The organism is Weissella thailandensis (assembly GCF_001932615.1).
Classification (GTDB): domain Bacteria; phylum Bacillota; class Bacilli; order Lactobacillales; family Lactobacillaceae; genus Weissella; species Weissella thailandensis.
In genome coordinates this window covers 1963738-1987710 of record NZ_CP014332.1, presented here as the reverse complement: position 1 = coordinate 1987710, position 23973 = coordinate 1963738, and the positions used below count along the sequence as shown (strand labels likewise).

Genomic DNA, 23973 nt, shown 5'->3' with positions numbered 1-23973 from the left:
ATGAACAGGGCTTTTTCTTATTTGAGGACAGATAATTGAGAGGCGTTACTTATGGTAGCTAATTTAAATTTAGGAGAACTGATCGATAAGCATAATTTATATGCAGAGCTTATTGGCGGTAAATTCGGCATTGAACTTGAGACTCATCGGGTAACCCGAAAAGGTCGGCTAAGTCGTATCAATCATTCAGCAAAATTAGGCTCAAGACAGATTCATCCTTACCTACAAACAGATTATAGTGAGACACAGGCTGAGCTTGTGACGGAGGCTGTGGGGTCGTTTGAAGAAGCACGTGATCGTTTACTACAATTACAGTGGATTTTACGTAGTTATATGGCAGATGATGAGTCAGTCTGGCCATTGAGTATGCCACCTCAATTAAAGAAAGATGATCTTCAATGGTTGGATGAAACCTTTGAGAGAACTTGGGTTCAGGATTATCGTGATTGGTTATTGCATAAATATGGTTCTACTCATGAAATTATGACAGGTATACACCTTAATTATTCATTGTCAGATACCTTATTGCAGCACTTATTTGAAGCCAGTGACCGAACTGATTTTAAAGAATTTAAAAACGACGTTTATTTTCACATTGCTCGTCAAATTGTTGCCCATAGTTGGTTCTTTAATTATTTATTTGGTGCAGCGCCATTTAATTTAAATGATTCTGATTCGAGAACGCCACAATTTACCAAACCAGTCCGTTCGTTGCGAACCAGTGAGTATGGTTTTGTTAATGATCAAGGTGAAAAGGTAGCTTATGATAGCAATTATGTTGATCATCAGCGACGAATCGAACAGCTAATATCACAAGGTAAATTATTCTCGGAACATGAAATATATGGGCCTGTCCGATTTAAGCGTAAAACAGATGATGATGACGAAATTGATTACTTAGAAATTCGCATTTTGGATACGAATCCATTTGATATCGCTGGTATTTCTGAAAATGATTTAAACTTAATCCATTTATTATTGATTTATTTCTTGATTAGTGATGACGAATTAACTGAAGATAGTCTACAAAGTAATGAGAATTTGGCAAATAATGTTTCATTACAGCAACCGACAGAAACATTGGCTAATAAAAAAGATGCGTTAGCGATTATGCAGGATATTTCGCAATTAGCTGATCATTTTGGTATGAGGTTTAATGATGGTTTGTCATTAATTACTGATCGCGTGTTAACACCAACAAAAACACCGGCTGCCAAAATGATTGCAGCAGCACCTAGTGAAACTGACATGCAAGCATGGGCAACAACACTTGGTAATGAACGAACTGATTATTTTAAGACACATAAAAAAGAGTTATTTAGAGCCTACTTCGGTGAGGGCGATCTGGCGCAGGTTGTTCATGATGCCATTGTCGCCGGCGTACGTGTGCTAGATTTTGATTCACAGCGGGTGTCGCTAAAGTTTGGTGATCATTTAGAAGTGGTGACAGAGCCAACCAATATTAGCCAGCTGTTTCCGGAGTTGAATGTTTACTAACATAAAATAAGTGATACAATGACAGTTAGTGATTAAACGACTCGGAGGATTTTGATTGTGAGAAGACAACATCCGTTTGATTTTGAAAAATGGGATAAATATTTAGCTGAAGCTGAGGGAGTACCCGTGACTTGGGTAGCAGGTGACCATATGACAACTCATCCAAGTTACGATAGTAGGATGATAGCTTTAGCTCAGGATTTTGAATGGTCTGATTTTTATGATCAAAATTTTGATCGGACATTACACCAAAAAGAACATGATCAGTTATTAGAAGAAAATGTTGAGATGATTGCACGAACTAGTCAAGATTTCCGTGAATTGCGTGCGGTGGCATCAGTGGTCATTCATGGCGAAGTTCGCTTAGAAGGTATGTGGGCAGCGATGCTAGAGAAAGGTATTTTACGTCGTTTGTTAAATAGATTACAAATGCAAATACCAGAAGACTTTCCAGGTCCCAATTATTAAAGACGTTTAGGCGCCTAAATTTTCCATTATTTTTGGTTGATTTAGGCGCTTAAAGTGTCTAAAATGGCTTATTTTTTTAGAAAAAATGAAAGATAAATTTAATTCTAGTTTTGAAAAATTTGAAAATTCTTATATACTAGTTAATATGTCTGTGAGAGATTCAGCAAAGTAGTATGAAGTATTTAATAAAAAAGGAAGTGTGAAGATGTCACAACAAAAAGGTTCCCCTCAGAAACTGGAAAGAGGGTTGACTGGCCGTCATGTTGAGATGATTGCCTTGGGAGGAACGATTGGTACTGGACTGTTCCTGGGAGCAGGTCGATCCATCAGTGCGGCAGGACCTGCCATCTTACTGGTCTACATTATTGTTGGGCTTTTTATGTTTTGGATGATGCGCGCGTTGGGGGAGTTATTACTAACTGACCCTAACCGAGCAACCTTTGTCGGATTTATTGAAAAATATGTTGGGCCCAAAGCAGGGTTCGTTATTGGCTGGACTTACTGGATTGGCTGGATTACCATTGCCATGGCGGAATTAACGGCTGTCGGAAATTATATGAACTTCTGGTTTCCTAATGTACCAATTTGGATATGGGAATTAGGATTCCTAGCCATCTTATATGGTATTAATATCATTGCTGTTGCTGCTTTTGGTGAAACAGAGTTTTGGTTCTCGATGATCAAGATTATTGCCATATTGGCGATGATTGCTACCGGTGCGATTATGATGGTCTTACATACAAAGACTTCGTCAGGTGTCACGTCTATTAGTAATTTATGGCAACATGGTTTTGTTGCCCACGGTGGCCGCAACTTGCTATCGGCATTTCAAATGGTATTTTTTGCTTTCTTAGGAATTGAATTTGTTGGTATGACTGCCGCAGAAGCACAAGACCCTTATAAGAATATTCCGAAGGCTATTAATTCGATTATTATGCGAATTTTAATTTTCTATGTCGGTGCATTGATAGCGATTATGTGTATTCAACCATGGACTAATTATAGTGCTGGTGAGTCACCATTCGTGCAAGTGTTTGCAGGTATTGGTGTGACAGGAGCAGCAGGAATTATTAATTTTGTTGTTTTGACTGCAGCAGCATCGTCATTAAACAGTGCTATCTTTACAACTGGTCGTATGTTGTTTTCGTTATCAGAAGGTAAGGGATACGCAGGTCAGTTAAACAGGCGTTATATTCCATTTAATGCAATTAATATTTCGACAGCGCTTATTGCATTAGCAGTTGTGTTGAATTTCTTCTTCCCAGCTAATGCCTTTGATTTAGTAACGTCAGTTGCATCTGCAGCCTTTGTTGTTATGTATGCTGTCTTAGTATATGCTCATGTGAAGTATCGTAAATCAACGGACTTCAAAAATGGCAAACAACTGTTTAAAATGCCTGGTGCACCAGTTACGAATTATCTAACTATCGCATTTTTGATTGGTATTTTCTTGATTTTGTTGTTTACACCGGATACCATGCCAACAACCGTCTTGGCAATTGTCTGGTTCGTGATAATGATTATTATAAGTTTGAGAATAAAGAGTAAAAAATAGTGTATGATGAAAGGATAGTTGTGTAGGCAATTATCCTTTTTTATTTAAGAGAGATTTTAGGGGGTTAATATGGCAGAGAGATTTATTGATCGTGATTATCAACGGACGGTCGCAAAAACAGATTATATTGAAAAACAATGGCAAGATGTACCTTACATGCCGGGTGCCCGTCATGATTTAGATATTTACTTACCAAATGAAGGTCAAGGACCTTTTCCGGTAATTGTGGATGTCTTTGGTGGTGGACTAGTTTTTGGTGATAAGAGTTCACACAAGCTTGAACCAGCACTAAGGCTTTTGGACAGAGGATACGCCGTTGCTAGTGTGTCATATACTTTGATTCAAGATGCAGATTTTCCAACGCAGATTTATGAAATCAAAGCTGCTATTCGTTTTTTGCGTGCTCACGCTGACGAGTATCAACTAGATATGGATCATGTTGCCTTAATGGGAGAGTCTTCAGGGGCTCATTTAGCATTATTGACAGGTGTTACAGCATCAGCCAATGCCATGTTCAATCATGATTTTGGGGAAGCTACTAGTGAGTCTGAAAAGGTAAATGCAATTATCTCTTTGTATGGTCCATACGAATTTGATAAGTTTTCAGAGCAATTTGAGGAAAGTGGTGTTACACCCAAGTATCCTGAGACGGGAACTTCAGAATCCTTTGAAGGACAGATGTTTAAACAACAAGCCCCCAAAGATGTGCCAGATAAAGTGAAGGAATTCAATCCAGCAACGTATTTCAGCACTGTAATGCCGCCAATATTGGCATTTGCAGGAACCGCTGACTTTGTTGTACCATACCAACAGACGGTGAATATGATAGCAGCTGCCCGTGAAGTGGTCAGTGATGACCGAGCAGAAATCCATATTGTGGATGGTACAGGTCACGGACCGGATGCTTATATGACACCCGAAAACACAGAAATAAAGGCTAATTTTTTAAAGAAATGGCTGTAAATTGAGGTTATATAATGATAGGTGCTTTTGGAAAAACATTTTTTCGAGCAACACCACGGCAACTGTTTGTACAGCTAATGATTGATATATTGTGGTATTTAATTTTTAAACCTACGGATTCATTTTCGGTATGGGTCTATATTATTATCTTACCGGGATTTGATCTAATATCGGCAGTTGGTAGTTTTTGGAACTATGTTAAAGATAACAAACCTGAAGAAAATAAATAATGTTTCACATGGAACATTTTATAGTAAAGCAGATGATTCTTTGAAAGAGTCATCTGCTTTTTTAACGTTAAATAATAAAAATTAGACGGTTAAAATTATTTTTAATAGGGGTAATAAAAGGGCTTTAGGATGTATATATGTGGGAAGGAGGTTGTTTAATTTGAAACGGGGTTAACCTTTATAGCACAGATAATATTGATTAGATAAGGGTTAAGAAATCAAAAATTAAAATAATGGACAATTTTGCCTAATTTGTGTCTTTTATAAATGGAAATAGTCTTGATACTAATTAGAAATAAAAGGGTTAAAAATTAGTGGTGGAGGATGAATAGTGCTAGAAATAATAATATTAGAAGATAGTCGACATCACCTAACTTGGATAGCTAATTTTATTAAGCGGTATACAGAATTTGAAGAATTAGATACTAGTATTAAGCTTGTAACAAGTGATGTTCGAAGTATTCAAAAATTTGTGAAAATGAGTAATCATCAAAACATTTTGTTCTTTTTAAATGCAGAATCGCTAGCTAGTGATCTTAATATTATTGAATTAGGCAAGTATATTAGGCATTGGTTACCACTGGCTAGTCTTGTTTTTATTAATGGACATGAAAAATTATCAACGCTGATATTAGAACACCGGTTAACGCCCTTGGATTGCATTTCTAAAAATAAAAATGTTGATGATATAGAAGAATCGATTCGTGAAGATATTAATATTGCCTTGGGTTTAGTGGTTAGTCATATGAAAAACAATCCAGATAAATTCGTTTATAAATTACATACACGCTATTATGATATTCCAATGTCAGAAGTCCTTTACGTTGCTTCTAAGCCCAATCATGTTAATCGTGTCGTGCTTTATGCTAAAAATAAAATTATTGAAATTAATGATTCACTTTCGAGTATCGAGAAACGACACCAAAATTTATTTCGTTCTCATAAAGGATTCGTTATTAATTTGATGTCTGTTAGTTATTTTGATATTAGGCTTAATCGTGTTTATTTTGATGTTGATAATCAAATATGGTGTCCATTATCTGTTCGAAAAAAGCAAAATTTTAAGAAAGCCTGGCAACGAATCCATGGATTAAATTAACGGTTAATAGTAAAAAACCAACGATAAATCTTTATTACTACGGATTATCAAAAAATAGATATGCTGGTTTAGGAAGGAGGTGAGTATTAATATATTGATGATATGTTGATATATTAAGTTTTTGATGTGGTCTTCGAAGAAATACCGGCGATTAACTCCTGTACATCTATTATTATTGATTACAGGGAATGAAGTTGTTGAGCTAGTAACGAGTAATCAATTTAATTTAGGTGAAACATTTCAGAAGTATTTGGCATTTGGGATTGTTATTTATTTAGAAATTCAAACATATTATCAAATAAAAAATGGTGTTAATTAACATTTGTAATATATGATATGCACTGATTTTTTAATAAGTGTTAGCATTAAATTTTTTATAACCGGCAGTTAACAGAAGTTTAGATGTTTAAAGCTAATTAATGAATTGTGCATATTGAATTATAATATGCGTGAACCAAGTTGAATATCCCATTAGCATCTAAAAAAGAACCGTTTAATTAGTTTTGACTACCACTAATTAAACGGTTCTTTGTTGCCAATGATATTATTTGTGAAACTATTAACAAACTAAAGGATTTATGCTAAACTATAGTTGTTTCAAATAATACTACTGGAGGAATTCGTAATGGCAAAGAAAGTCGCAATGGTTACTGGTGGTGCACAAGGTATTGGTGAAGCAATTGTTCGTCGCCTTAGCGCAGATGGATTTGCAGTCGCAGTTGCTGATTTGAACGAGGTAAAGAGTAAAGAAGTTGCAGATGATATCGAAAAGAACGGTGGATCTGCAATGGCAGTCAAGGTAGATGTTTCTGACCGTGATGGTTTCTTTGCAGCGGTTCAAGAAGTTGCAGACAAATTAGGTAGCTTTGATGTGCTAGTTAATAATGCTGGCCTTGGTCCTACGACACCAATTGATACAATTACTCCTGAATTGTTTGATAAGGTTTATCATATTAATGTTGCTGGAGATATTTGGGGTATCCAAGCAGCAGTTGAACAATTTAAGAAGCAGGGTAACGGTGGAAAAATCATCAACGCAACTTCACAAGCTGGTGTTGTTGGTAATCCAAACCTTGCTTTGTATAGTAGTACTAAGTTTGCGGTACGTGGTCTAACGCAAGTTGCCGCACGTGATTTGGCTGAGGAGAACATTACAGTTAATGCTTATGCACCTGGTATTGTTAAGACACCAATGATGTTTGATATTGCTCACGAAGTTGGTAAGAATGCAGGTAAGGATGACGAATGGGGTATGCAAACCTTCGCGAAGGACATTGCTCTAAAGCGCTTATCAGAACCAGAAGATGTTGCTGCTGCAGTAGCCTTCTTGGCTGGACCAGACTCAAACTACATTACTGGACAAACTATTGAAGTTGATGGTGGTATGCAATTCCATTAATGGATAATTAATTTAAATTTTAAACTGATGATAAATCGTTATATAGATTTGTCGTCAGTTTTTATTTTATTAGAAATGGTATGTAAATATCATAACTTAGTATTTGCTATCTACATCAAACATTGAGATACTGGGTGTATATTTAGCGAAGGAGGGAGTAAGCATGCGACAAATTCTTGTTGATGTTCACCGCCTAACAAAGAAATTTCAGATTGAACAATTCCAAACGTTTTTAAAACGCGGAAATCTCAAAATGGTGGGGCCAACTATTACATATTATGCCTTATTGTCGATGGTTCCTATTTTGATGAGTGTTGGTGCGGTTGCCAGTTTAGCGGGGCTGAGTGCGAACGATTTAATAACACTACTTTCGGAACAACTGCCAAGTAATATTATGTCGATTTTAGAGCCGATTATTAAATCGGTCCTAAAAGGTGGCGTTGGAATTTTGTCATTCTCAATTGTAACAACGATTTGGGCAGCAAGTTCAGTACTAGCAATTATTCGTAAATCATTTAATGCTGTGTATGATGTACCAGAACGGGTCAATGGTTTACTGACGCGTGTGTTTAGTTTCTTATGGTTGTTGGTTATTTTGGTGTCAGCGGTTGTCGTAATCGTTGTTAGTGCATTCTTGCCAGCGATTATTGCCGCTATTCCAGGAATCGGATGGCTAGAATTTATAACGAAACAACGTTGGCTGATTACTCTAGCGGGTCTTTGGGTGATGATGTGTGTATTCAATGCTGCGTTACCAGCTAAAAGAATTGCATTGAAGCCGCTGATCATAGGATCGGGTATTGAAGTTGTTCTGATGATCATTTTGAACTATTCATTTGGGTGGTATGCGCAATTTACTGTAAAAAATGTTGGTTTTTATCAATCATTAGGATCATTGCTTGTGCTAATTGTCTATTTGAATTTAATTGGAACAATTATGGTGATTGGACAGATTTTAATTGCCTGGTTAGAAGGTCTTTTTGCTACCAGTTTGAATCCAGAAGACCCTGTGCCAACGGCTGCTAAACGTCCTGCAGCCCAGCGGCGCCCAGATGGGAATTTGCGAAAAATCACAAGCGGCAAGCGTCGTCGAAAAAAGCGCCGTTAAAGGCTTGGTTGTGATTTTTTAAACATAAAAACAGTTTCTTTGTGAAATTTTTTTAAGCGCTTTTTTGGGTAATTAGCGTTATAATGATGGCGTAGCATAGATTGCTACTGATTGTCGTTTATACAAAGGGGGATATTATGGCATATAAAACAACCTATCCATATACTGGGGAAGTCTTACAGGAATATGATAATGCAACCGAAGCAGATTTAGAGAAAGCACTGGCAACTGGTCACGCTTTATATAAAACATGGCGTGGCACATCTGTTAGTGATCGTGCGGCAACATTACAAAAGATTGCTGAGGCAATCGTGGCACATAAAGAAGAACTAGCTAAGGCAATGACTTATGACATGGGGAAGTTATTAACTGAAGCTGAAGGCGAAGTCGACTTGTGTGCAAGTATTGTTTCTTATTATGCCCAAAAGGGTGAGGAATTCATGGCCGACACACCAATAGAGTCACCAGCAGGAAATGCTCACTATGTTAAGCAATCAACTGGTGTCATTGTGGCAGTTGAACCATGGAATTTCCCATTATATCAAGTTGTGCGTGTCTTTGCGCCAAACTTTATTGTTGGTAATCCAATGATTTTGAAGCATGCGTCAATTTGTGCCAAGTCAGCCCAATTATTTGCTGACTTAGTCATTGAAGCAGGTGCACCAGAGGGTGCTTTGACTAATTTGTTTATCGATTATGACTTAGTATCTAAGGCTATTCATGATCCACGTGTCGCTGGTGTTTGCTTGACGGGTTCTGAACGTGGTGGTGCAGCCGTTGCCAAAGAAGCTGGTGAGGCACTAAAGAAGTCAACTCTTGAACTTGGTGGTAATGATGCATTCATTATTTTAGATGATGCGGATTGGGATGAAGTTAGGGCGGTTGCGCCAGGTGCACGTTTGTACAATGTAGGACAAGTTTGCACGTCATCAAAGCGGTTCATTGTTTTGGCTGATAAGTTTGATGAGTTTATCGATATTCTAAAAGATGGTTTCTCAAAGGCTAAGGTAGGAGATCCAATGGATCCTGAAACTGATGTGGCGCCATTATCATCTAAGAGTGCGCAAGAGAAATTACAGAAGCAAGTTGATAGTGCTGTTGCTGGTGGAGCGACGTTAGTTTATAGTCAAGAGCCGGTTGAAGGGGATGGATTCTTCTTCCAACCAACTATTTTGACAGATATTACTAAGGACAATCCAATCTACAATCAAGAATTGTTTGGTCCGGTTGCTGAAGTTTACAAGGTTAATTCAGAAGAAGAGGCCATTGCATTGGCTAATGATTCAAGTTATGGTCTTGGTAACACTGTATTCTCAAGTGATATTGACCATGCACAACGTGTCGCCGAACAAATTGAAACAGGTATGTCATTCATTAACTCAGGATGGACATCATTACCTGAATTACCATTTGGTGGTGTTAAGAACTCGGGATACGGTCGTGAGCTAAGTGAATTAGGATTGAATGCATTCGTTAACGAGCATTTGATTTTTGAACCAACTAAGTAAATTAAACTGATTACAATAAAGGAGCATGTTCAGATGAACATGCTCCTTTTTTATTATTATTTTGTTGTAATCGCAATGGTATCAGCTGCTTTTTGAGCGGCCCATTGTTCATCGAATTGATCAAGCAATTCGCGGACTTGTGTTGTGTTGTTTGTATCCATTAAGGCAACACGTAAGTCAGATGCATATGAAAAATGGCGAACGTAGATTTTAAAGAAACGCTTTAACTTTTGGAAATGCATGGGACCAAATTCAGCAGTGAATTGGTCGTATAAGTCTAATTGCATACGCAGTAGAGTAAGGGTCTCATCTAGAGTATGCTCTCGTGGTGTGATTTCAAAAGCAAAAGGATTTTCAAAAATCCCGCGGCCAATCATAATACCATTAACACCAGGATGTTGACGAACTAATTCGAGACCGTCAGCACGATCCTTAATATCACCATTGATTTGAAGCAAGGTGTTTGGGGCGATTTCATCACGTAATTGTACTAAACGGTCAATGTACTCAAAGTGGGCGGGCACTTTTGACATTTCCTTACGTGTACGCATATGAACTGTAAGTAGTGGGATATCTTGCTTTAGAAGAAATGGAATCCACTCTTCAAAAGTGTCGATTTGATTGAAACCAAGGCGAGTTTTAACAGAAACAGCTAAGCTGGCCTTTTTAGCGCTAGCAATAATTTCTTCAGCCTTATCAAAATGGCGAATCAAATCAGAACCACTATTGTTTTTAACGACAGTAGCGGCTGGGCATCCCATGTTAATATCGACGGCTTCATAGCCACGTTCTTTTAAGTCAAAACAAGCAGTCTCAAAATCAATACCACGATCACCCCATAATTGAGCGACAGGCATTTGTTCTGATTCTTCAACGTGCAAACGACCTTGTACGGTAAACTTTGCTTTTGGATGGGTAATGCTACGAGCATTTGTGAATTCTGTAAAGTAAACGTCGGGGCCACCAGCTTTGGCAACGACACGACGGAAAACAGAATCTGTTACGGCTTCCATAGGAGCCATGGTGAAGAAGGGGATTGTTTCTAATCCTGGAACGGCAGGATGTTTTTGAGCATCGTCCACAACTTTTTGCCAATAAGGCGATTTTACTTGGACCATTTAAAGTTCCTTTCTCAAAGAAATATGTATTTTTGATACGAAAATTTTTAAAACCCTATTCATATTAGCGATATTTTGTAAAATTTTCAAGATATTAACTTCTTAAAAGTAAATAATAGTCATGTTTAGGGCAAATTATGAGGTTTTTGACAGTCTGATGGACAATAAGGTGTATAATAATGCCGATTTGCTATAAAATTTTTAGGAGTTCACATGGTAATTAGAAAGAATATGGTAGCGGGCATTATCTTAACGTTTTTGCTAGCTTTCGTTGCAAAATTACTATCACCTTTCTTACCAACATTAGGTGCCGAAGCATTGGCTATGTTGGCGGGAATTGTTTTAGGAAATACAATTTTTATCAACCAACGTTGGGCAGCAGGTGTTAAATGGGCTGAAAAATACCCGATTGAGATTGGGATTGCCTGCCTAGGTTTGAATGTTACTTTAACAAACATGGCTTCACTTGGATGGCAAGGTGTGTTGTTTATTTTGATACAAATGTCATTGACCATTTTCTTTGTGATGTGGCTTGGTGGGCGTATTTTTAAGGTTTCACCAGCATCAGCGATGATGATGGGAGCAGGTAATGCTGTCTGTGGTTCGAGTGCGATTGCATCAGTGGCACCAGTTGTTGACGCAACCGATGATCAGCGACGAACATCCGTTGCAACAGTCTCGCTGGCTGGGGTGGTGTTACTATTTGTTTTACCGATTTTAGGCCCAGCTGTGTTACCGGATAATATGATTGTTAGTGCCTTGATTGGTGGAACTGTGCAGTCAGTTGGTCAAGTATCTGGAACTGCATCACTTGTTGGTGGCAGTGTGGTTACTTATGCACCAATTTTCAAAATGCTACGTGTCATTATGCTATCAGTAGTTGTTATTTTTATGGCACGTCATGCTGCAAAAATATCAACCGATACAGGTACGGCTGTTAAATCAAAAATGGGTATTCCTTGGTTTGTCACAACATTTATTATTCTTATGTTGATCAATTCATTTATCTCACTACCGCATCTTGTGACTCATACAGCACAAAATATTACTAGTTTTTTTGGTGTTGTTAACTTAGCGGGTATTGGATTGAATTTGAAGTGGACAACAATCAAGTCATCAGGAGCTAAGTTCCTAGGATATGGACTTGTCACGATTATTTTCCAAGTAGTTATTGCCCTAGCACTGATTTATATGTTGATGGGTGCTTAATTAAACGAAATCTAAAGAATAAGGTCTGGAATTTTGTCAGTTGATGAGAAAATTTCAGGCCTTTATCTATAATTATTGTTAAAATTAAAATACTTGATGAATACATATTTTGGGGGAGGTGAGAGTTAATAAATGCTATTTACGAATTTAAATAATTATGTGGTATTTGATTTGGAGATGAATGGTAGTAATCAAATTATTGAGATTGGTGCAATTAAAGTAACAGGTACCCAAAATATTGAGAAATTTTCAGTTATTGTTAATAATCCGCCCGTTGGTAGCGCTATGAAATCATTTAAATATATTACTAAATCAATGGGTGGCAAAGATGGCTGGATTACGTTGGAGATGATTAGTCATGGTATTTCTGAAGAGCGTGCACTGAGCCGTTTTATGCAGTTTGTTGGTGATTACGCAATTGTTGGTCATGCTATTATTGATGGTGATGTCCAGCTAATTAAAGAAGGATTGCAACATCATAATCTTGGTAAATGGGACACTCGCGGTAAATTATATGATACGCAGCAAATTCATGGTGCTATTGCCGGCAATCCGCAAGATATTTCATTAATGGATTTAGCAGAAATGTATGGGATTGATTTGGGAAAACAAAAGCATCGGGCATTACCTGATGCAAAAGAGACGCTGGCTATTTTTGTAGCCATGAAAAAGGCATGGCGTTAGTTTCATTGAAATTACCAGACAAGTGAAATGAGTTGAAGGAGTATTTCGTGGCACAAGTGTTGAAAAAAATTCCCATGGCGTTATGTGGTTTGATTTTAGGTATCGAATCATTAGGAAATTTATTTATTATGAATGGCTTTTTCATGACGGGCAATATAATTGGCATAGTGGGAATGATCTTAATGTTGTTTGTATTTGCAAAATTGTTGTTTGCATATGGTAGTGTCCACAGTGAAATGCTGAACCCTGTAACTGCGGGGACGCTACCAACGTTTACAATGGCGTTGATGCTGATGGCCATGTATTGGTATCGATGGGGGATGACGCGTTTTGCCAATTTTTTGTGGCTGGCTGCAATTATTGTTCATCTTGGTATCATGGTAGCCTTTTGTTGGTTTAACTTAATTCAGACCAAGCCACGATTACAAGCAGTTTATCCAAGTTGGTTTGTCATGTTTGTTGGTATTGGTGTTATTCCAGTGAGTGCACCCATGTTTAGTACAACTATTGGTCAACTCTTTTTTTGGTTAGCAATGGTGTTGTACGTCATTGTTTTTCCAATTGTTATTTTCCGATTGATACGTCTACGAGCAATGGGTGAAGGAGCGTTGCCGTTGTTGACGATTATGGCGGCGCCGGCGTCACTGTGTTTAACTGGTTATTTAAATATCTTTGGCCAATTTAATCATGCCTTTGCTATTGGCATGGCTATTTTTGCGCAAGGGCTTTATTTTGCTACGTTATTTTTAATGATAAAAATTTATGTTTCTGCTAAACATTCATTGTTACGATTTTATCCAAGCTTTGCAGCCTTTACTTTCCCGTTGGTCATTGCATCCACAGCAATAACGGTCTTATCAAATCGTTTAAATCTAGCTAGTGGGGTGATGGTTGTAGCAAAAGTTGAATGGTTTGCAGCAACACTGATGATTATCTACGTATTTAGCCAATATCTAAGATTCTTGGTTGGTTTGATGAATGCAACGAGGGTTCCAAGGTAGTGCTGAATAGCCCAAAAAATAAATCAATTATTTTAATAAAAAAGGTTGGGTTTTTGTTTTTAATTTGTTAATATAATGTTCTGCTATTTAATAATTAGTAGATATTAAATAAGAAACGTTCTACGATTAGACAATTTAATAATGTAGACGCGGAGGATACGATTATGTTGATGTACACAAGACCAGCCCAGCCAGAAGACTTTCCAGCAATTTGGGCTGCGTTTCAAGATGGCGTTGCATACTTGGGTGAGCAGGGCGCATCGCAATGGCAGGGCGAAGGTGCACCAGACAGGGCTTTATTTGAAAAGGATATTGCTAATGGCTGGGGAATCGTTCTGATCTACGATGGTCAAGTAGCCGGTTATGGCTCATTAGTGCCAGGACCAGAAGAAGAATATGAAATTTTACAAGGCGAATGGGTTGGTGAAGAGCCAGAATACGTTGCCATTCACCGAGTGACGATTAATTCACACATTCGTGGTAAGGGTGTTGGTAAGACATTAACACGCGATTTGGTTAATTTAGCCCGCGCGCGTGGTTATCGTGATATTCGCATTGATACATTCCCAGAAAATATCATTATGCAGAATGTTATTACGAAAACTGATTTTACATATAGAGGCATGGTCCCATTTGAATTTGGTGATCGACTAGGTTACCAATTATTAGTAGATTAATACATTTATGAGATTTTTTTCATAAAACAATTGACTTTGTACGTAAATGGGCTTAATATCTACAGGTAAGCTAAAAGAAAAGGAAATGTAGATATGCAAACTTATTTGTCAGTAACATCAGCGTTTAGTTACTTTACGTATTTCGGGTAGTCATCCGAATTCTGCGTAAGGTTGTTTGCGCTGAACATTTGGATGACGGTAAAGTATCCAAATGTGTGAAAGCAAGTGAGCAACTTGTAATGCATTATCTGCATACACGTATTGGATACAATGATGTTATCCAATACGTGTTTTTTATTGTCTTGGTATTTTTCAAATGACAAATGGGTTGTAGCATGATGTTCCGTGAAAGGAAGTTATATATATGGGAATGTGGCAGAGAATATTTAAAAAGGAGTCATTAGACACCTATATGAGTAGTGATGGCCATTTTGAAAAGTCACTAAATGCAAAAGATTTAGTTGCTTTAGGAATTGGTGCGGTGATTGGTTCAGGAATTTTCGTTTTACCTGGAACTGTGGCAGCAACGACAACCGGGCCAGCGATTATTTTTAGTTTTATTTTGGCGGCCTTAGTATCGAGTTTAGTAGCGATGGCTTATTCTGAAATGTCAACTGCTATGCCGGTGGCTGGATCTGCTTATTCATATGGAAATGTTATTTTTGGTGAAGTGATCGGTTGGGTATTAGGTTGGGCGCTAATTTTGGAATACATGTTAAGTGTTTCAGCCGTTTCGACGGGATGGTCAGCTTACTTTGCCAATCTGATATCTCCTTTGGTCAAAATCCCAACGGCCTTATCAGGGGCTTATAACCCAGCAAATGGGACGTATATTGATATTGTGGCCGTTGTCATTGTTCTATTAATTGGTCTGCTATTACGCGGTGGCTTACGTCAGTCAAAACGTGTTGAAAATGCGATGGTCTTGTTCAAAATAATTATTATTTTGGCTTTCATTGTGATTGGCTTCTTCTTTATTAAGAGCAGTAACTACAGTCCTCTGATTCCTGAACGTGTTAATGGTGCATTTGGATGGCGAGGAGTCATTACTGGAACATCAATGGTCTTCTTCGCCTTTCTTGGTTTCGATGCCTTGTCATCATCAGCAGCCGAAGTAAAAAATCCCAAGCGTAATATGCCAATTGGAATTATCGGTACGCTAATTATTGCGGCTATCTTGTATGGCTTAATGGGATTTGTGCTAACTGGTATGGTACATTATTCTAAGTTGAATGTTGCGGATCCAGCCGCTTTTGCCTTGCAACAAGTTGGTCAAAATTGGGCATCATTGATTATTACAATTGGAGCGTTGATTGGAATGGCAACGATGATGTATACAATGACGTATGCGGCATCACGGTTAATTTATGCTGTTGGTCGAGATGGCCTGTTGCCAGGTGGTGTTGGTAAGTTAAATAAACAAGGAAATCCTAATCGTGCGTTAACTGTTGCAACAGTTGTTATTGCCCTATTTAGTGGGTTAGTACCATTGGACGCCTTAGTTGATTTGGTTAATGTCGGTACTTTGTTGGCGTTCGTGGTTGTGTCATTAGGTATCTTGCCATTACGTCGTCGTCAAGACGTTAACCATGATGGTTACAAAATGCCAGGTTATCCAGTGATGCCAATTATTTCAGCACTGTTGACAGGATTCTTGATTACACAATTACATGCTGAAACATTGATTGCCGCAGGTGTTTGGTTTGTTCTTGGTCTTATTTTGTACTTAACGTATGGTGTACGTCACTCAAGAATGAATCAGTAATGGCGTTAAATTTTCTGAATCATAATTAAATAATTTTAAGTAAAAAGGGGTTGAGACATGTTTCTGTCTCAACCTCTTTTTGCTCAAAAATTACGGAGTGGTGGGTGGCGTTTTACTGACCCACCATAAATTAGTCTGCGGAATAAATTGTGTACCGATAACGATGGCTTTATCAGTATAGCCTTTGACTACGCCAGTTATCATAGGGGGAATAATACCTTGTTCTGACTGCGTGCTTAATTGAATGGTTACCGTGTCTTGTTGGGCATATGCTTCAAATAAAATTTTGGCAATTAATTCGGGAGCCATTTCGGGTTTGCGGACGCGTTGATTGGCATGTTTCACTTCATGGGCAATTTTATTCACGTGCTCAGTATGGTCAGATAAATAGTAACCTTGCCACTTAATCATCCCGCGATCATGATAGTCATACTTAAAAAATTGACTGGCTTGTTTGAGGGTGATGTTATCGATTTCTTCGTTATTTATATCCATAAGCATTACCGCCATTGTGTCCGCCGACCAGGCCAACGCGATCAAGCATTGTACCTCCAGCCAAACTAGAACTTTTAAAAATGGCATCAATACCAAATTTTTGGCGGATCATATCGATTGTTTCATCTAACTGATGATTTTGTTGCATAGTAGCTGGTGGTATAAAAAGGTCCAGTTGTTCTTCACCCGCAGCCTCTAAATTACCAGCACTAACGGCGATATGTCGAATGACTTCACCGTGATAATGAGTAGTAAATAGTTGTTGAAGCGCTTGTGTAATTTGGGCATTTGAGTTTGTTGAGGGAAGCGTCATTTGCGCATGAAAGCCTTGGCTATCAGTCGGGTTATGATAGCCTACTCCTAAGCCAAGCGAGACTTGATTGGTAACTAAATGTTTGGCCCGTAGTCGACTGGCAATTTGTTCGCCAATTTCCCTAATGATTACGGCAATTTCAGTGGGATTATCATAATCTCGTGGTAGGACTTGGCTGTTGCTTAGTGCACGACTTTTTGCATGATACTTTTGTCTAACGATGCTGCGATCAATCCCCCAAGCGAGTGCATAAAGTTCACCACCAATAACCCCAAACTTTTCAATCAAGTGGTATGGATTATGCAAAGCTAAGTCTTTCATTGAAAAGATGCCCAAACGATTGAGTTTCTTAGCTGTACGTGTGCCAATGTGCCAAACATCAGATAGTGTTTCAATTGGCCATAGAAATTTTTGGATTGTTTCATAATGCCATTCACCAATTAGACTAGGAGCGTGTTTAGCAGTTAGATCAAGCGCCATTTTAGCCATTGCTGGATTATCACCAATACCAACTGAGGTATAAATACCAGTTCTTTTCTTGATTTCTTTTTGAATGATACGGGCGATTTGCTGGCGTGTTAAATCATGACCATCACCAAATTTTGAAATTATATATTGATAACTATCGGTAATATCCAGAATAGATTCGTCAATTGAGTAAATGTGCAAATCTTCATCAGCCACAAATTCACGATAGATATCATTAATTTGTTGATTTTTTTCGATATAATAATTCATTCGGGGTTCAGCAATTAATAAATCAGGATGATAGGGCACATCTCGTTGCCGCATAACGTTACTGATACCCAGTTTTTTTTTAGCCATTGGTGAGGCAGCAAGCACCAGACCGCCATTTGTATTTTCTTGCTGACTCATCACGATGAGCATTGTCTGTAATGGATTTTTACCGCGGTCAACGCATTCGACACTGGCATAGAAACTTTTGGAATCAATCACAAAAATAGCTCGTCTGGGTTCGTCTTTGTAAACATCAAGCATAAGATATCCTCCTGGTTAACTTTAACTTAACGTTAGGATAAGCCTAATTTTAACATTCTGCAAGCTTTAAGTTAATTGGATGTTGCTTGTAGTTATTGTCTAGCATGTGCTATGATTGATTGTTCACGGAATTTATAGGAAATAGGAGTAGTAGTTTTGGAAAAGGAAAAAACGAATAAAGGTATGGTGACATTGGCCTTATTCATCGCGACTTTTTTAAGTGCGGTCGAAGGGACAATTGTGTCAACAGCAATGCCTACCATTGTCGGTGACCTAGAGGGTATTTCAATAATGAATTGGGTATTCTCAATTTTCTTATTGACGAGTACGTTGACTACACCAATCTATGGGAAATTAGCTGATAATATTGGTCGTAAGCCAGTATTTATTGCTGGGTTAATTATATTTTTAACAGGATCGGTATTAAGTGGATTTTCGGCTAGTATGCCACAATTAATTATTTGGCGTGCCATTCAAGGAATTGGTGCAGGAGCGATTTTGCCAATTTCTAATACAATTATTGCTGATATTTATCCACCTGAAAAACGTGCGCAGATTATGGGTATCAATAATTCAGCGTGGGGAATTGCTTCTGTGGTTGCCCCACTACTGGGTGGCTTGATTGTTGATAATTTTACTTGGCGTTGGGTATTTTTTATTAATTTGCCGTTTGGCTTATTATCAATGATTTTGACTTTAATGTTTTTGAAGGAAGATAAACGTGCTACTGAAGGTCATTTGGACATTTGGGGTATCGTTTGGCTATCAATGACGATTTCTGGAATCTTGTATGGCGTTGAATTACTTAATAAGGCACACATTAACTGGCTGATGATTGTAGTTGTTGCAATCGTTGCAGTTGTTGGTTTGTTGTTGTTTATTAAACGAGAAAAACGTGCAGCAGATCCGATTATTTTGTTGGATTTATTTAAAAATAAGACGTTTGTTATTCAGAATTTTGCAGTAGGAATGATGGCAATCTTCTTAATTGCTTATGAAGTATACGTGCCATCATGGACGCAAGGAATTTTAGGATTACCAGCAACTTTTGCTGGCTTCGCAACAACGCCTAGTTCTATTTTTTGGATTGTTGGTTCATTTATTGCGGGTAAGATGTTATCACGATTAAGACCACAAAAGATTTTGATGATCAGTATGGGACTTTTGGTGGTTAGCGGAACGGTCCTAGCGTTCTTACCAACCAATACACCATTTGTTATATTCTTACTTATCGGTGTATTTTTGGGAACTGGTTTTGGAATCACTGTGACTGGCTCAACGATTATTTCACAAAGTGTGGTATCACTTGAACACATTGGGATGGCCACTTCGTTTAATACATTGATTCGTAGTTTGGCACAAAGTATTTCCATTTCAATTTTTGGAATTGTTATGAATCAGTCCTTGCAAAACGGTATTGCGCAACATCCAGATAAAAACTTAACAGTGGGGATGTTTAATAAAATGATCAATCCACATACGGTTGATGAATTACCAAATAAAATTGTGCCAGTGATGCATAATATTTATCACACTGGATTACGTAATATTTTTATTGTTGCGGTTATTTGCATGATTTTGGCATTTGTATATAATTTAAAGCACCAAGATCAAGGTGTTGTACAATAAATTCTAAGTAAAAATAGGTTGAGACATAAAATATGTCTCAACCTATTTTTTTGCTTTATTCAAAAATTGTTTGGGCAATATTTTCAGCATCGCTCAGGTTTTTATCAGTAATTCCTGGACGTGGTGAGAACGTTGTAAACCATGACCAGCCTTCTGTTGGGACACCCCAAATGAATAAGCCAGGGACTTCTTGATCTTGTTGGTCAATTGCCGTCATCGTCTGTTTATTCATGCGTGTACCACCAGCAGAGTAAGTGGTGCCATCAGATTTCGTGTAAGTTGCTTCGCTTAGAATCCCTTTTTCACGTAAATTACTCATCAATGGATTGATGGTATGTGACAACGAAGGTGCTGATAGGTGTGCTTCAACCAGATTATCAACAGTCCATTCGTTGTTACGGTTATCGCGAGCCACAAAGTGATTATCTTGGATGGTTGCGCTGAGACCGGGGCTGGCAATTGTTAACAAGCCGGTTTCAATCAGGGCACGCATCTGCTCAATACGTAAAATAGGTGGACCAACAGAAATCAAAGTGTTCAGTGGGTTAAAGTGGCGCAAAAACTTTTCATATTCATCAGCATTTAGATAGCCAGCATCCAAGTAGTGGCGAATGACTGAGCGAATATCACGTAACATATCAAAAGCACCAGCATAAGGCGCATCGTTATTTCCTTTGTATGCATCGCTAATATCCCAAGTTAAGTAGTTCATCATGAAGTCACTATATTCGACTTCCTCAGGAACATCAGCGACAGGGTTTAAGATACGTTGCCAGTCCATGATATATTCTTCGGCGACACCATATTGACGGGCGGTCTTATTCAAATCGTCACTTTCAGCAAGTGCAGTCATAAAGTGATCGGCATTGAATGGCCAAGTAATCCCAAAGTCATTGATTGTATTACGATAATGCTTGTATTCTAATTCCTTTTTCAATAATTTGAAAAAGTCAGCATATGATAATTGACCATCGTTTTCGGTAGCTAGTTTATCAAGGTTCTTGTTTGTAAAGAACAATGGTTGGTAACTTTCTGTTGTCTTTTGGTTAATACCACGCGCATGCAAGGGCAAACCGCGACGAGAACCAGCAATGATATGAGGTTCTTTACCTGATGGTAGATAATAAAGCACACCATTGTTATCACGGGCAAAACGACCACCACGGCCAATTGTCAATTTGGCTAGGTAATCAAAAAAACTTAGGCCTAGACCACGAAGGACAACCTTTTGACGGGCTGGAATATCATCTAAATTAGCTTCTGCGGGATGAGTTGGTCCAATATATAGCATGTTTTCATGGGCATTAGCAGCATCAGTAAATGCTTGTTGCTCTTCTGATAACTGGTTATCGACCATCCCCGTTGACATGACCACTTTATCAGCCATGAAGTTGGTCCCATCATCTAAGACGATTTCATATTGATCGTCTTGAGGGGTAACATCTAAGACTTGTTTACGTTCATAAGACAGCATGACATTACCAGGAATTTGAGTACCTAGACGTTCGTAAAACCATTGACTATAAACACCAAATAGGGCACGAGAAGTAAAGCGATTAGGGTTAATCCGTGCAATTTCATCAAGAAAGTGTTCACCGTTAACAAAATGGCGACGTTGTACATACTCTTTACCATATGTAATTGCCCATTCATAAAAGTTAGGTCCATAGGTAGCAGTTGCTGCATGGTTCGGTATGGAAGGATCGGGGAATAAGGTTAATTGACGAGTAACTGTGTTCATTAGGAAAAGTGGACTTTGATCCGGATTCCAAACACGGCCACCGATTGGGAAACTGTCGTACAAAGTAATATCGACAGGCTTTGTTGTTTCCTTGGCATAAGCCATCAGACGTTCTAATAGGGTTAAGTTGCGTGGTCCGGCACCAACTAATACAATCTTCATTGGTTGCTGCTCTCTTTCTTAAAATTTGATAGTTCTTCTGGGGAATAAACGCCAATATCTTTAACGTAGATATTACCAGCACGTTTTAGACCTTCATTTTGTAGTAATCCCTGTTTAGGATATGCAAAAGTAACCGTAGCAGATGCGCGGATGGCAGAGCCTAAAATAGTACCGGTTGTTGCATTTAGACCGGATGGAATGTCAACTGACACAACCGGAATATTAGCAGCATTAACGCGTTTAATGATTTCACCTAGTTTAACAGGGACTGGTTTTGATAGTCCGGCGCCAAAAAGGGCATCCACAATAACTGTGTAATGGCGGAAGTCGCGTACACGATTATGTGGGGTAACACCGTACTTGCGGGCGATGTCTAGTTGTTTTGCTGTATTAGGAGTGGCGCGATGGGCATCACCTAATAGCAATAAGTCAACATTAACACCTTTTTGTGCTAACATGCGAGTAATGGCAATACCATCACCACCATTGTTACCTAAGCCAGCAATAACGAGAACATTGGATAAGTCAAAAGTACCTGCACCAAGTACTTCCATCACGGAGATGGCTGCTCGTTCCATTAAAACTAGGGGATGGACACCAATTTCATCAGTGGTGTAGTGACTAAACCGTTGCATTTCTTGTGCAGTTACTGATTCAATCATGAAAAGCAACCTCCTTCAATCTTTTTCTATCTTAATAATCAATTATGACGTTCAGTGTTTATTATATCGCAACTGACTGTTAAAATGTTTCTAGTACAATGTTTTTTTACATTAAGTAGACGAATTTAGTAAGGAGGATAAAAATGAACACGCAAAAGATTCCGGAAGATATGCAAGATGTGCGTGATCGTGTTGACCTGATGGCAGGACGTGGTTTCACAGTATCGGAAGAAGATGTTATTAAAGAAGCATTGAAAAAAGGCTTTCAATCAATTGTGGATGAGAAAATGGATGGTAATTATTATACCGTCCGTTGGGATGAAGCCTTTCATGACTTGCAAGTCCTTGGGATTGATAATGAGTTGGTTGGTTCAGCAAAACCAAAAGCGGATGGTCCTGATTTTATCAAGCAATTTAAAACTAATGCAACGAATACATGGTTTGTTTTAGACAAAGACGCATTGGCTATTATTGGTCGTTAAAGTTAAAAATTTATTAATAAAGCTGAATTTAAGTACAATAGTGTTATATAGTTAGAGTTAGTTATTTATTTTTGTTATAGAAAACAAGTCAAATTTATTTAAGGAGCAATTATTGTTTATGGAAAGTAATACACGTAAATACTTAGCAGAGTTCTTTGGAACGATGCTATTAGTTGCCGTTGGTACTGGTGCAGTTGTTTTGGTTGGTGTACAAACTGGCCCACTTCCTGTTGCCTTGGCCTTTGGTATTGCCTTGGCTGCTGGTGCTTACGCTTTTGGCCCAATCTCAGGTGGTCACTTTAACCCAGCCGTTTCATTGGGAGCAGCCATGAATGGTCGTATCTCATGGAAAGACTTTATTGGTTATGTTATTGCACAATTGATTGGTGGACTAGCTGGTTCAGCCGTTGTTTGGGCAATCATGAAGGGTGTTGGTGCCAGTGCGACAATGATTAAGCAAGTTGGTTTTGGTCAAACTGATTACACAACACCAGTTTCATTCTTCGGTGCAACTGTTATCGAGTTGATTTTGACATTCTTCTTTGTACTAGTTATTTTGATGGTTACTTCAAAGAAGGCTGAAGGTTCTTCAGTTGCTGCACCAATGATCATTGGTTTGACATTGGCAGTATTGATTATTGTTGGTATTTCAGTAACCGGAGCTTCATTGAACCCTGCACGTTCACTTGGACCTGCTGTGTTCTTTGCAATGTTTGGTTCAGCAACTTCATTGACGCACGTTGCTGCTTACTTCATCGGACCTTTAGTTGGTGGTGCTTTGGCAGCATTGGTTGCTAAGTACGGTCTTGGTTCAGAAGAATAATTTTTAATAAATAACACTAAAAAACCACTTGTTACGCAAAGTTTTGCGATAGCAAGTGGCTTTTTTATTTGGTTTATTTAGTTTTGACCCAGCCGCTTGCAGCGCCAGGGCACAAAATAGGCCTTATACCGGGATGCTAGGCGCTTGGATTCACGCTCTCTTTAAACACGATAAGCTGCCAGTCCGTCAAAAATAAGTAATAAATATGTCACACGCCTACGCAGTCGCTACGGCGAAGCAGCTACTGTTAACGTTATATTGACCTTCAAAACGAAAATTAATCAGCTCTCACATAAACGCGTTCAACCAAGCAGCATTCCTTATATAAGTCCAATTTTGACCCAGCCGCTTGCAGCGCCGGGGCGCAAAACAGGCCTTATACCGGA

At 38.4% G+C, this 23973-nt stretch carries 23 protein-coding genes; 18 read left to right on the top strand and 5 right to left on the bottom strand.

What is annotated here, in order from left to right; translation table 11 throughout:
* Positions 1-51: 51 nt before the first annotated feature.
* The 10 genes from FOL01_RS09910 to FOL01_RS09865 all read left to right on the top strand — a co-directional run bounded on the left by FOL01_RS09910 (position 52) and on the right by FOL01_RS09865 (position 9827).
* Entirely contained in the window at positions 52-1497 is a 1446-nt protein-coding gene (locus tag FOL01_RS09910; RefSeq protein ID WP_075270471.1) for a glutamate--cysteine ligase, read from the top strand.
* A gap of 57 nt (positions 1498-1554) precedes the next feature.
* Positions 1555-1965, top strand: coding sequence for a DUF6508 domain-containing protein (locus FOL01_RS09905; RefSeq protein WP_075270470.1), 411 nt, complete (start codon positions 1555-1557; stop codon positions 1963-1965).
* Positions 1966-2170: 205 nt separating this feature from the next.
* Positions 2171-3520 carry an amino acid permease gene (locus tag FOL01_RS09900; RefSeq protein WP_075270469.1) on the top strand — a complete coding sequence of 450 codons (1350 nt, stop codon included), beginning with the start codon at positions 2171-2173 and terminating at the stop codon, positions 3518-3520.
* A gap of 69 nt (positions 3521-3589) precedes the next feature.
* A complete protein-coding gene (locus tag FOL01_RS09895) occupies positions 3590-4483 on the top strand; it encodes an alpha/beta hydrolase (protein ID WP_075270468.1) in 894 nt (297 codons plus the stop codon).
* Between the two features lie 14 nt (positions 4484-4497).
* A complete protein-coding gene (locus FOL01_RS09890) occupies positions 4498-4713 on the top strand; it encodes a hypothetical protein (RefSeq protein WP_075270467.1) in 216 nt (71 codons plus the stop codon).
* Between the two features lie 331 nt (positions 4714-5044).
* Complete coding sequence (locus tag FOL01_RS09885; RefSeq protein ID WP_075270466.1) at positions 5045-5812, top strand: LytR/AlgR family response regulator transcription factor; 768 nt, start codon at positions 5045-5047, stop codon at positions 5810-5812.
* Between the two features lie 124 nt (positions 5813-5936).
* A complete protein-coding gene (locus FOL01_RS09880) occupies positions 5937-6131 on the top strand; it encodes a hypothetical protein (protein WP_075270465.1) in 195 nt (64 codons plus the stop codon).
* A gap of 306 nt (positions 6132-6437) precedes the next feature.
* Complete coding sequence (locus FOL01_RS09875; protein ID WP_075270464.1) at positions 6438-7211, top strand: (S)-acetoin forming diacetyl reductase; 774 nt, start codon at positions 6438-6440, stop codon at positions 7209-7211.
* Positions 7212-7374: 163 nt separating this feature from the next.
* Positions 7375-8319, top strand: a complete 945-nt coding sequence (locus FOL01_RS09870) for a YihY/virulence factor BrkB family protein (RefSeq protein ID WP_075270463.1) — start codon at positions 7375-7377, stop codon at positions 8317-8319.
* A 137-nt stretch (positions 8320-8456) separates the two neighbouring features.
* Entirely contained in the window at positions 8457-9827 is a 1371-nt protein-coding gene (locus tag FOL01_RS09865; RefSeq protein ID WP_075270462.1) for an NAD-dependent succinate-semialdehyde dehydrogenase, read from the top strand.
* A 56-nt stretch (positions 9828-9883) separates the two neighbouring features.
* On the opposite strand, the gene FOL01_RS09860 is transcribed toward FOL01_RS09865, so the two are convergent.
* Positions 9884-10945 carry a tRNA dihydrouridine synthase gene (locus FOL01_RS09860; protein WP_075270461.1) on the bottom strand — a complete coding sequence of 354 codons (1062 nt, stop codon included), beginning with the start codon at positions 10943-10945 and terminating at the stop codon, positions 9884-9886.
* A 213-nt stretch (positions 10946-11158) separates the two neighbouring features.
* On the opposite strand from FOL01_RS09860, the gene FOL01_RS09855 reads away from it, so the two are divergent.
* The 5 genes from FOL01_RS09855 to FOL01_RS09835 all read left to right on the top strand — a co-directional run bounded on the left by FOL01_RS09855 (position 11159) and on the right by FOL01_RS09835 (position 16281).
* On the top strand, positions 11159-12154 hold the full coding sequence (locus FOL01_RS09855; RefSeq protein WP_075270460.1) for a YeiH family protein: 996 nt from the start codon (positions 11159-11161) through the stop codon (positions 12152-12154).
* A 132-nt stretch (positions 12155-12286) separates the two neighbouring features.
* Positions 12287-12838, top strand: a complete 552-nt coding sequence (locus FOL01_RS09850; protein WP_075270459.1) for a 3'-5' exonuclease — start codon at positions 12287-12289, stop codon at positions 12836-12838.
* Between the two features lie 47 nt (positions 12839-12885).
* Positions 12886-13839, top strand: coding sequence for a TDT family transporter (locus FOL01_RS09845; RefSeq protein WP_083603488.1), 954 nt, complete (start codon positions 12886-12888; stop codon positions 13837-13839).
* 164 nt (positions 13840-14003) lie between these two features.
* Positions 14004-14516, top strand: coding sequence for a GNAT family N-acetyltransferase (locus tag FOL01_RS09840; RefSeq protein ID WP_075270458.1), 513 nt, complete (start codon positions 14004-14006; stop codon positions 14514-14516).
* A gap of 364 nt (positions 14517-14880) precedes the next feature.
* The gene (locus FOL01_RS09835; protein WP_075270457.1) at positions 14881-16281 is read left to right on the top strand and encodes an APC family permease; all 1401 of its coding nucleotides are present in this window, start codon (positions 14881-14883) and stop codon (positions 16279-16281) included.
* A 90-nt stretch (positions 16282-16371) separates the two neighbouring features.
* On the opposite strand, the gene FOL01_RS09830 is transcribed toward FOL01_RS09835, so the two are convergent.
* Entirely contained in the window at positions 16372-16776 is a 405-nt protein-coding gene (locus FOL01_RS09830) for a hypothetical protein (protein WP_083603487.1), read from the bottom strand.
* A complete protein-coding gene (locus FOL01_RS09825) occupies positions 16763-18088 on the bottom strand; it encodes a Y-family DNA polymerase (protein ID WP_075270456.1) in 1326 nt (441 codons plus the stop codon). Before FOL01_RS09825 ends, FOL01_RS09830 begins: the two co-directional genes overlap by 14 nt.
* 156 nt (positions 18089-18244) lie before the next feature.
* Here FOL01_RS09825 and FOL01_RS09820 point away from each other — a divergent pair, with 156 nt between their 5' ends.
* The gene (locus FOL01_RS09820) at positions 18245-19717 is read left to right on the top strand and encodes an MDR family MFS transporter (RefSeq protein WP_075270455.1); all 1473 of its coding nucleotides are present in this window, start codon (positions 18245-18247) and stop codon (positions 19715-19717) included.
* A 55-nt stretch (positions 19718-19772) separates the two neighbouring features.
* Here FOL01_RS09820 and FOL01_RS09815 read toward each other — a convergent pair whose 3' ends face one another.
* Together FOL01_RS09815 and FOL01_RS09810 are read right to left on the bottom strand one after the other, a co-directional pair.
* Positions 19773-21620 (bottom strand): FAD/NAD(P)-binding protein, encoded by a 1848-nt coding sequence (locus tag FOL01_RS09815; RefSeq protein WP_075270454.1) that lies wholly within the window; start codon positions 21618-21620, stop codon positions 19773-19775.
* Entirely contained in the window at positions 21617-22282 is a 666-nt protein-coding gene (locus FOL01_RS09810) for an NAD(P)H-hydrate epimerase (RefSeq protein WP_075270453.1), read from the bottom strand. The genes FOL01_RS09815 and FOL01_RS09810 overlap by 4 nt, the downstream gene beginning before the upstream one ends.
* A gap of 143 nt (positions 22283-22425) precedes the next feature.
* On the opposite strand from FOL01_RS09810, the gene FOL01_RS09805 reads away from it, so the two are divergent.
* Both FOL01_RS09805 and FOL01_RS09800 read left to right on the top strand, forming a co-directional pair.
* Positions 22426-22764, top strand: a complete 339-nt coding sequence (locus FOL01_RS09805; RefSeq protein WP_075270452.1) for a hypothetical protein — start codon at positions 22426-22428, stop codon at positions 22762-22764.
* A 118-nt stretch (positions 22765-22882) separates the two neighbouring features.
* A complete protein-coding gene (locus FOL01_RS09800; protein ID WP_075270451.1) occupies positions 22883-23587 on the top strand; it encodes an MIP/aquaporin family protein in 705 nt (234 codons plus the stop codon).
* Positions 23588-23973 lie beyond the last annotated feature (386 nt).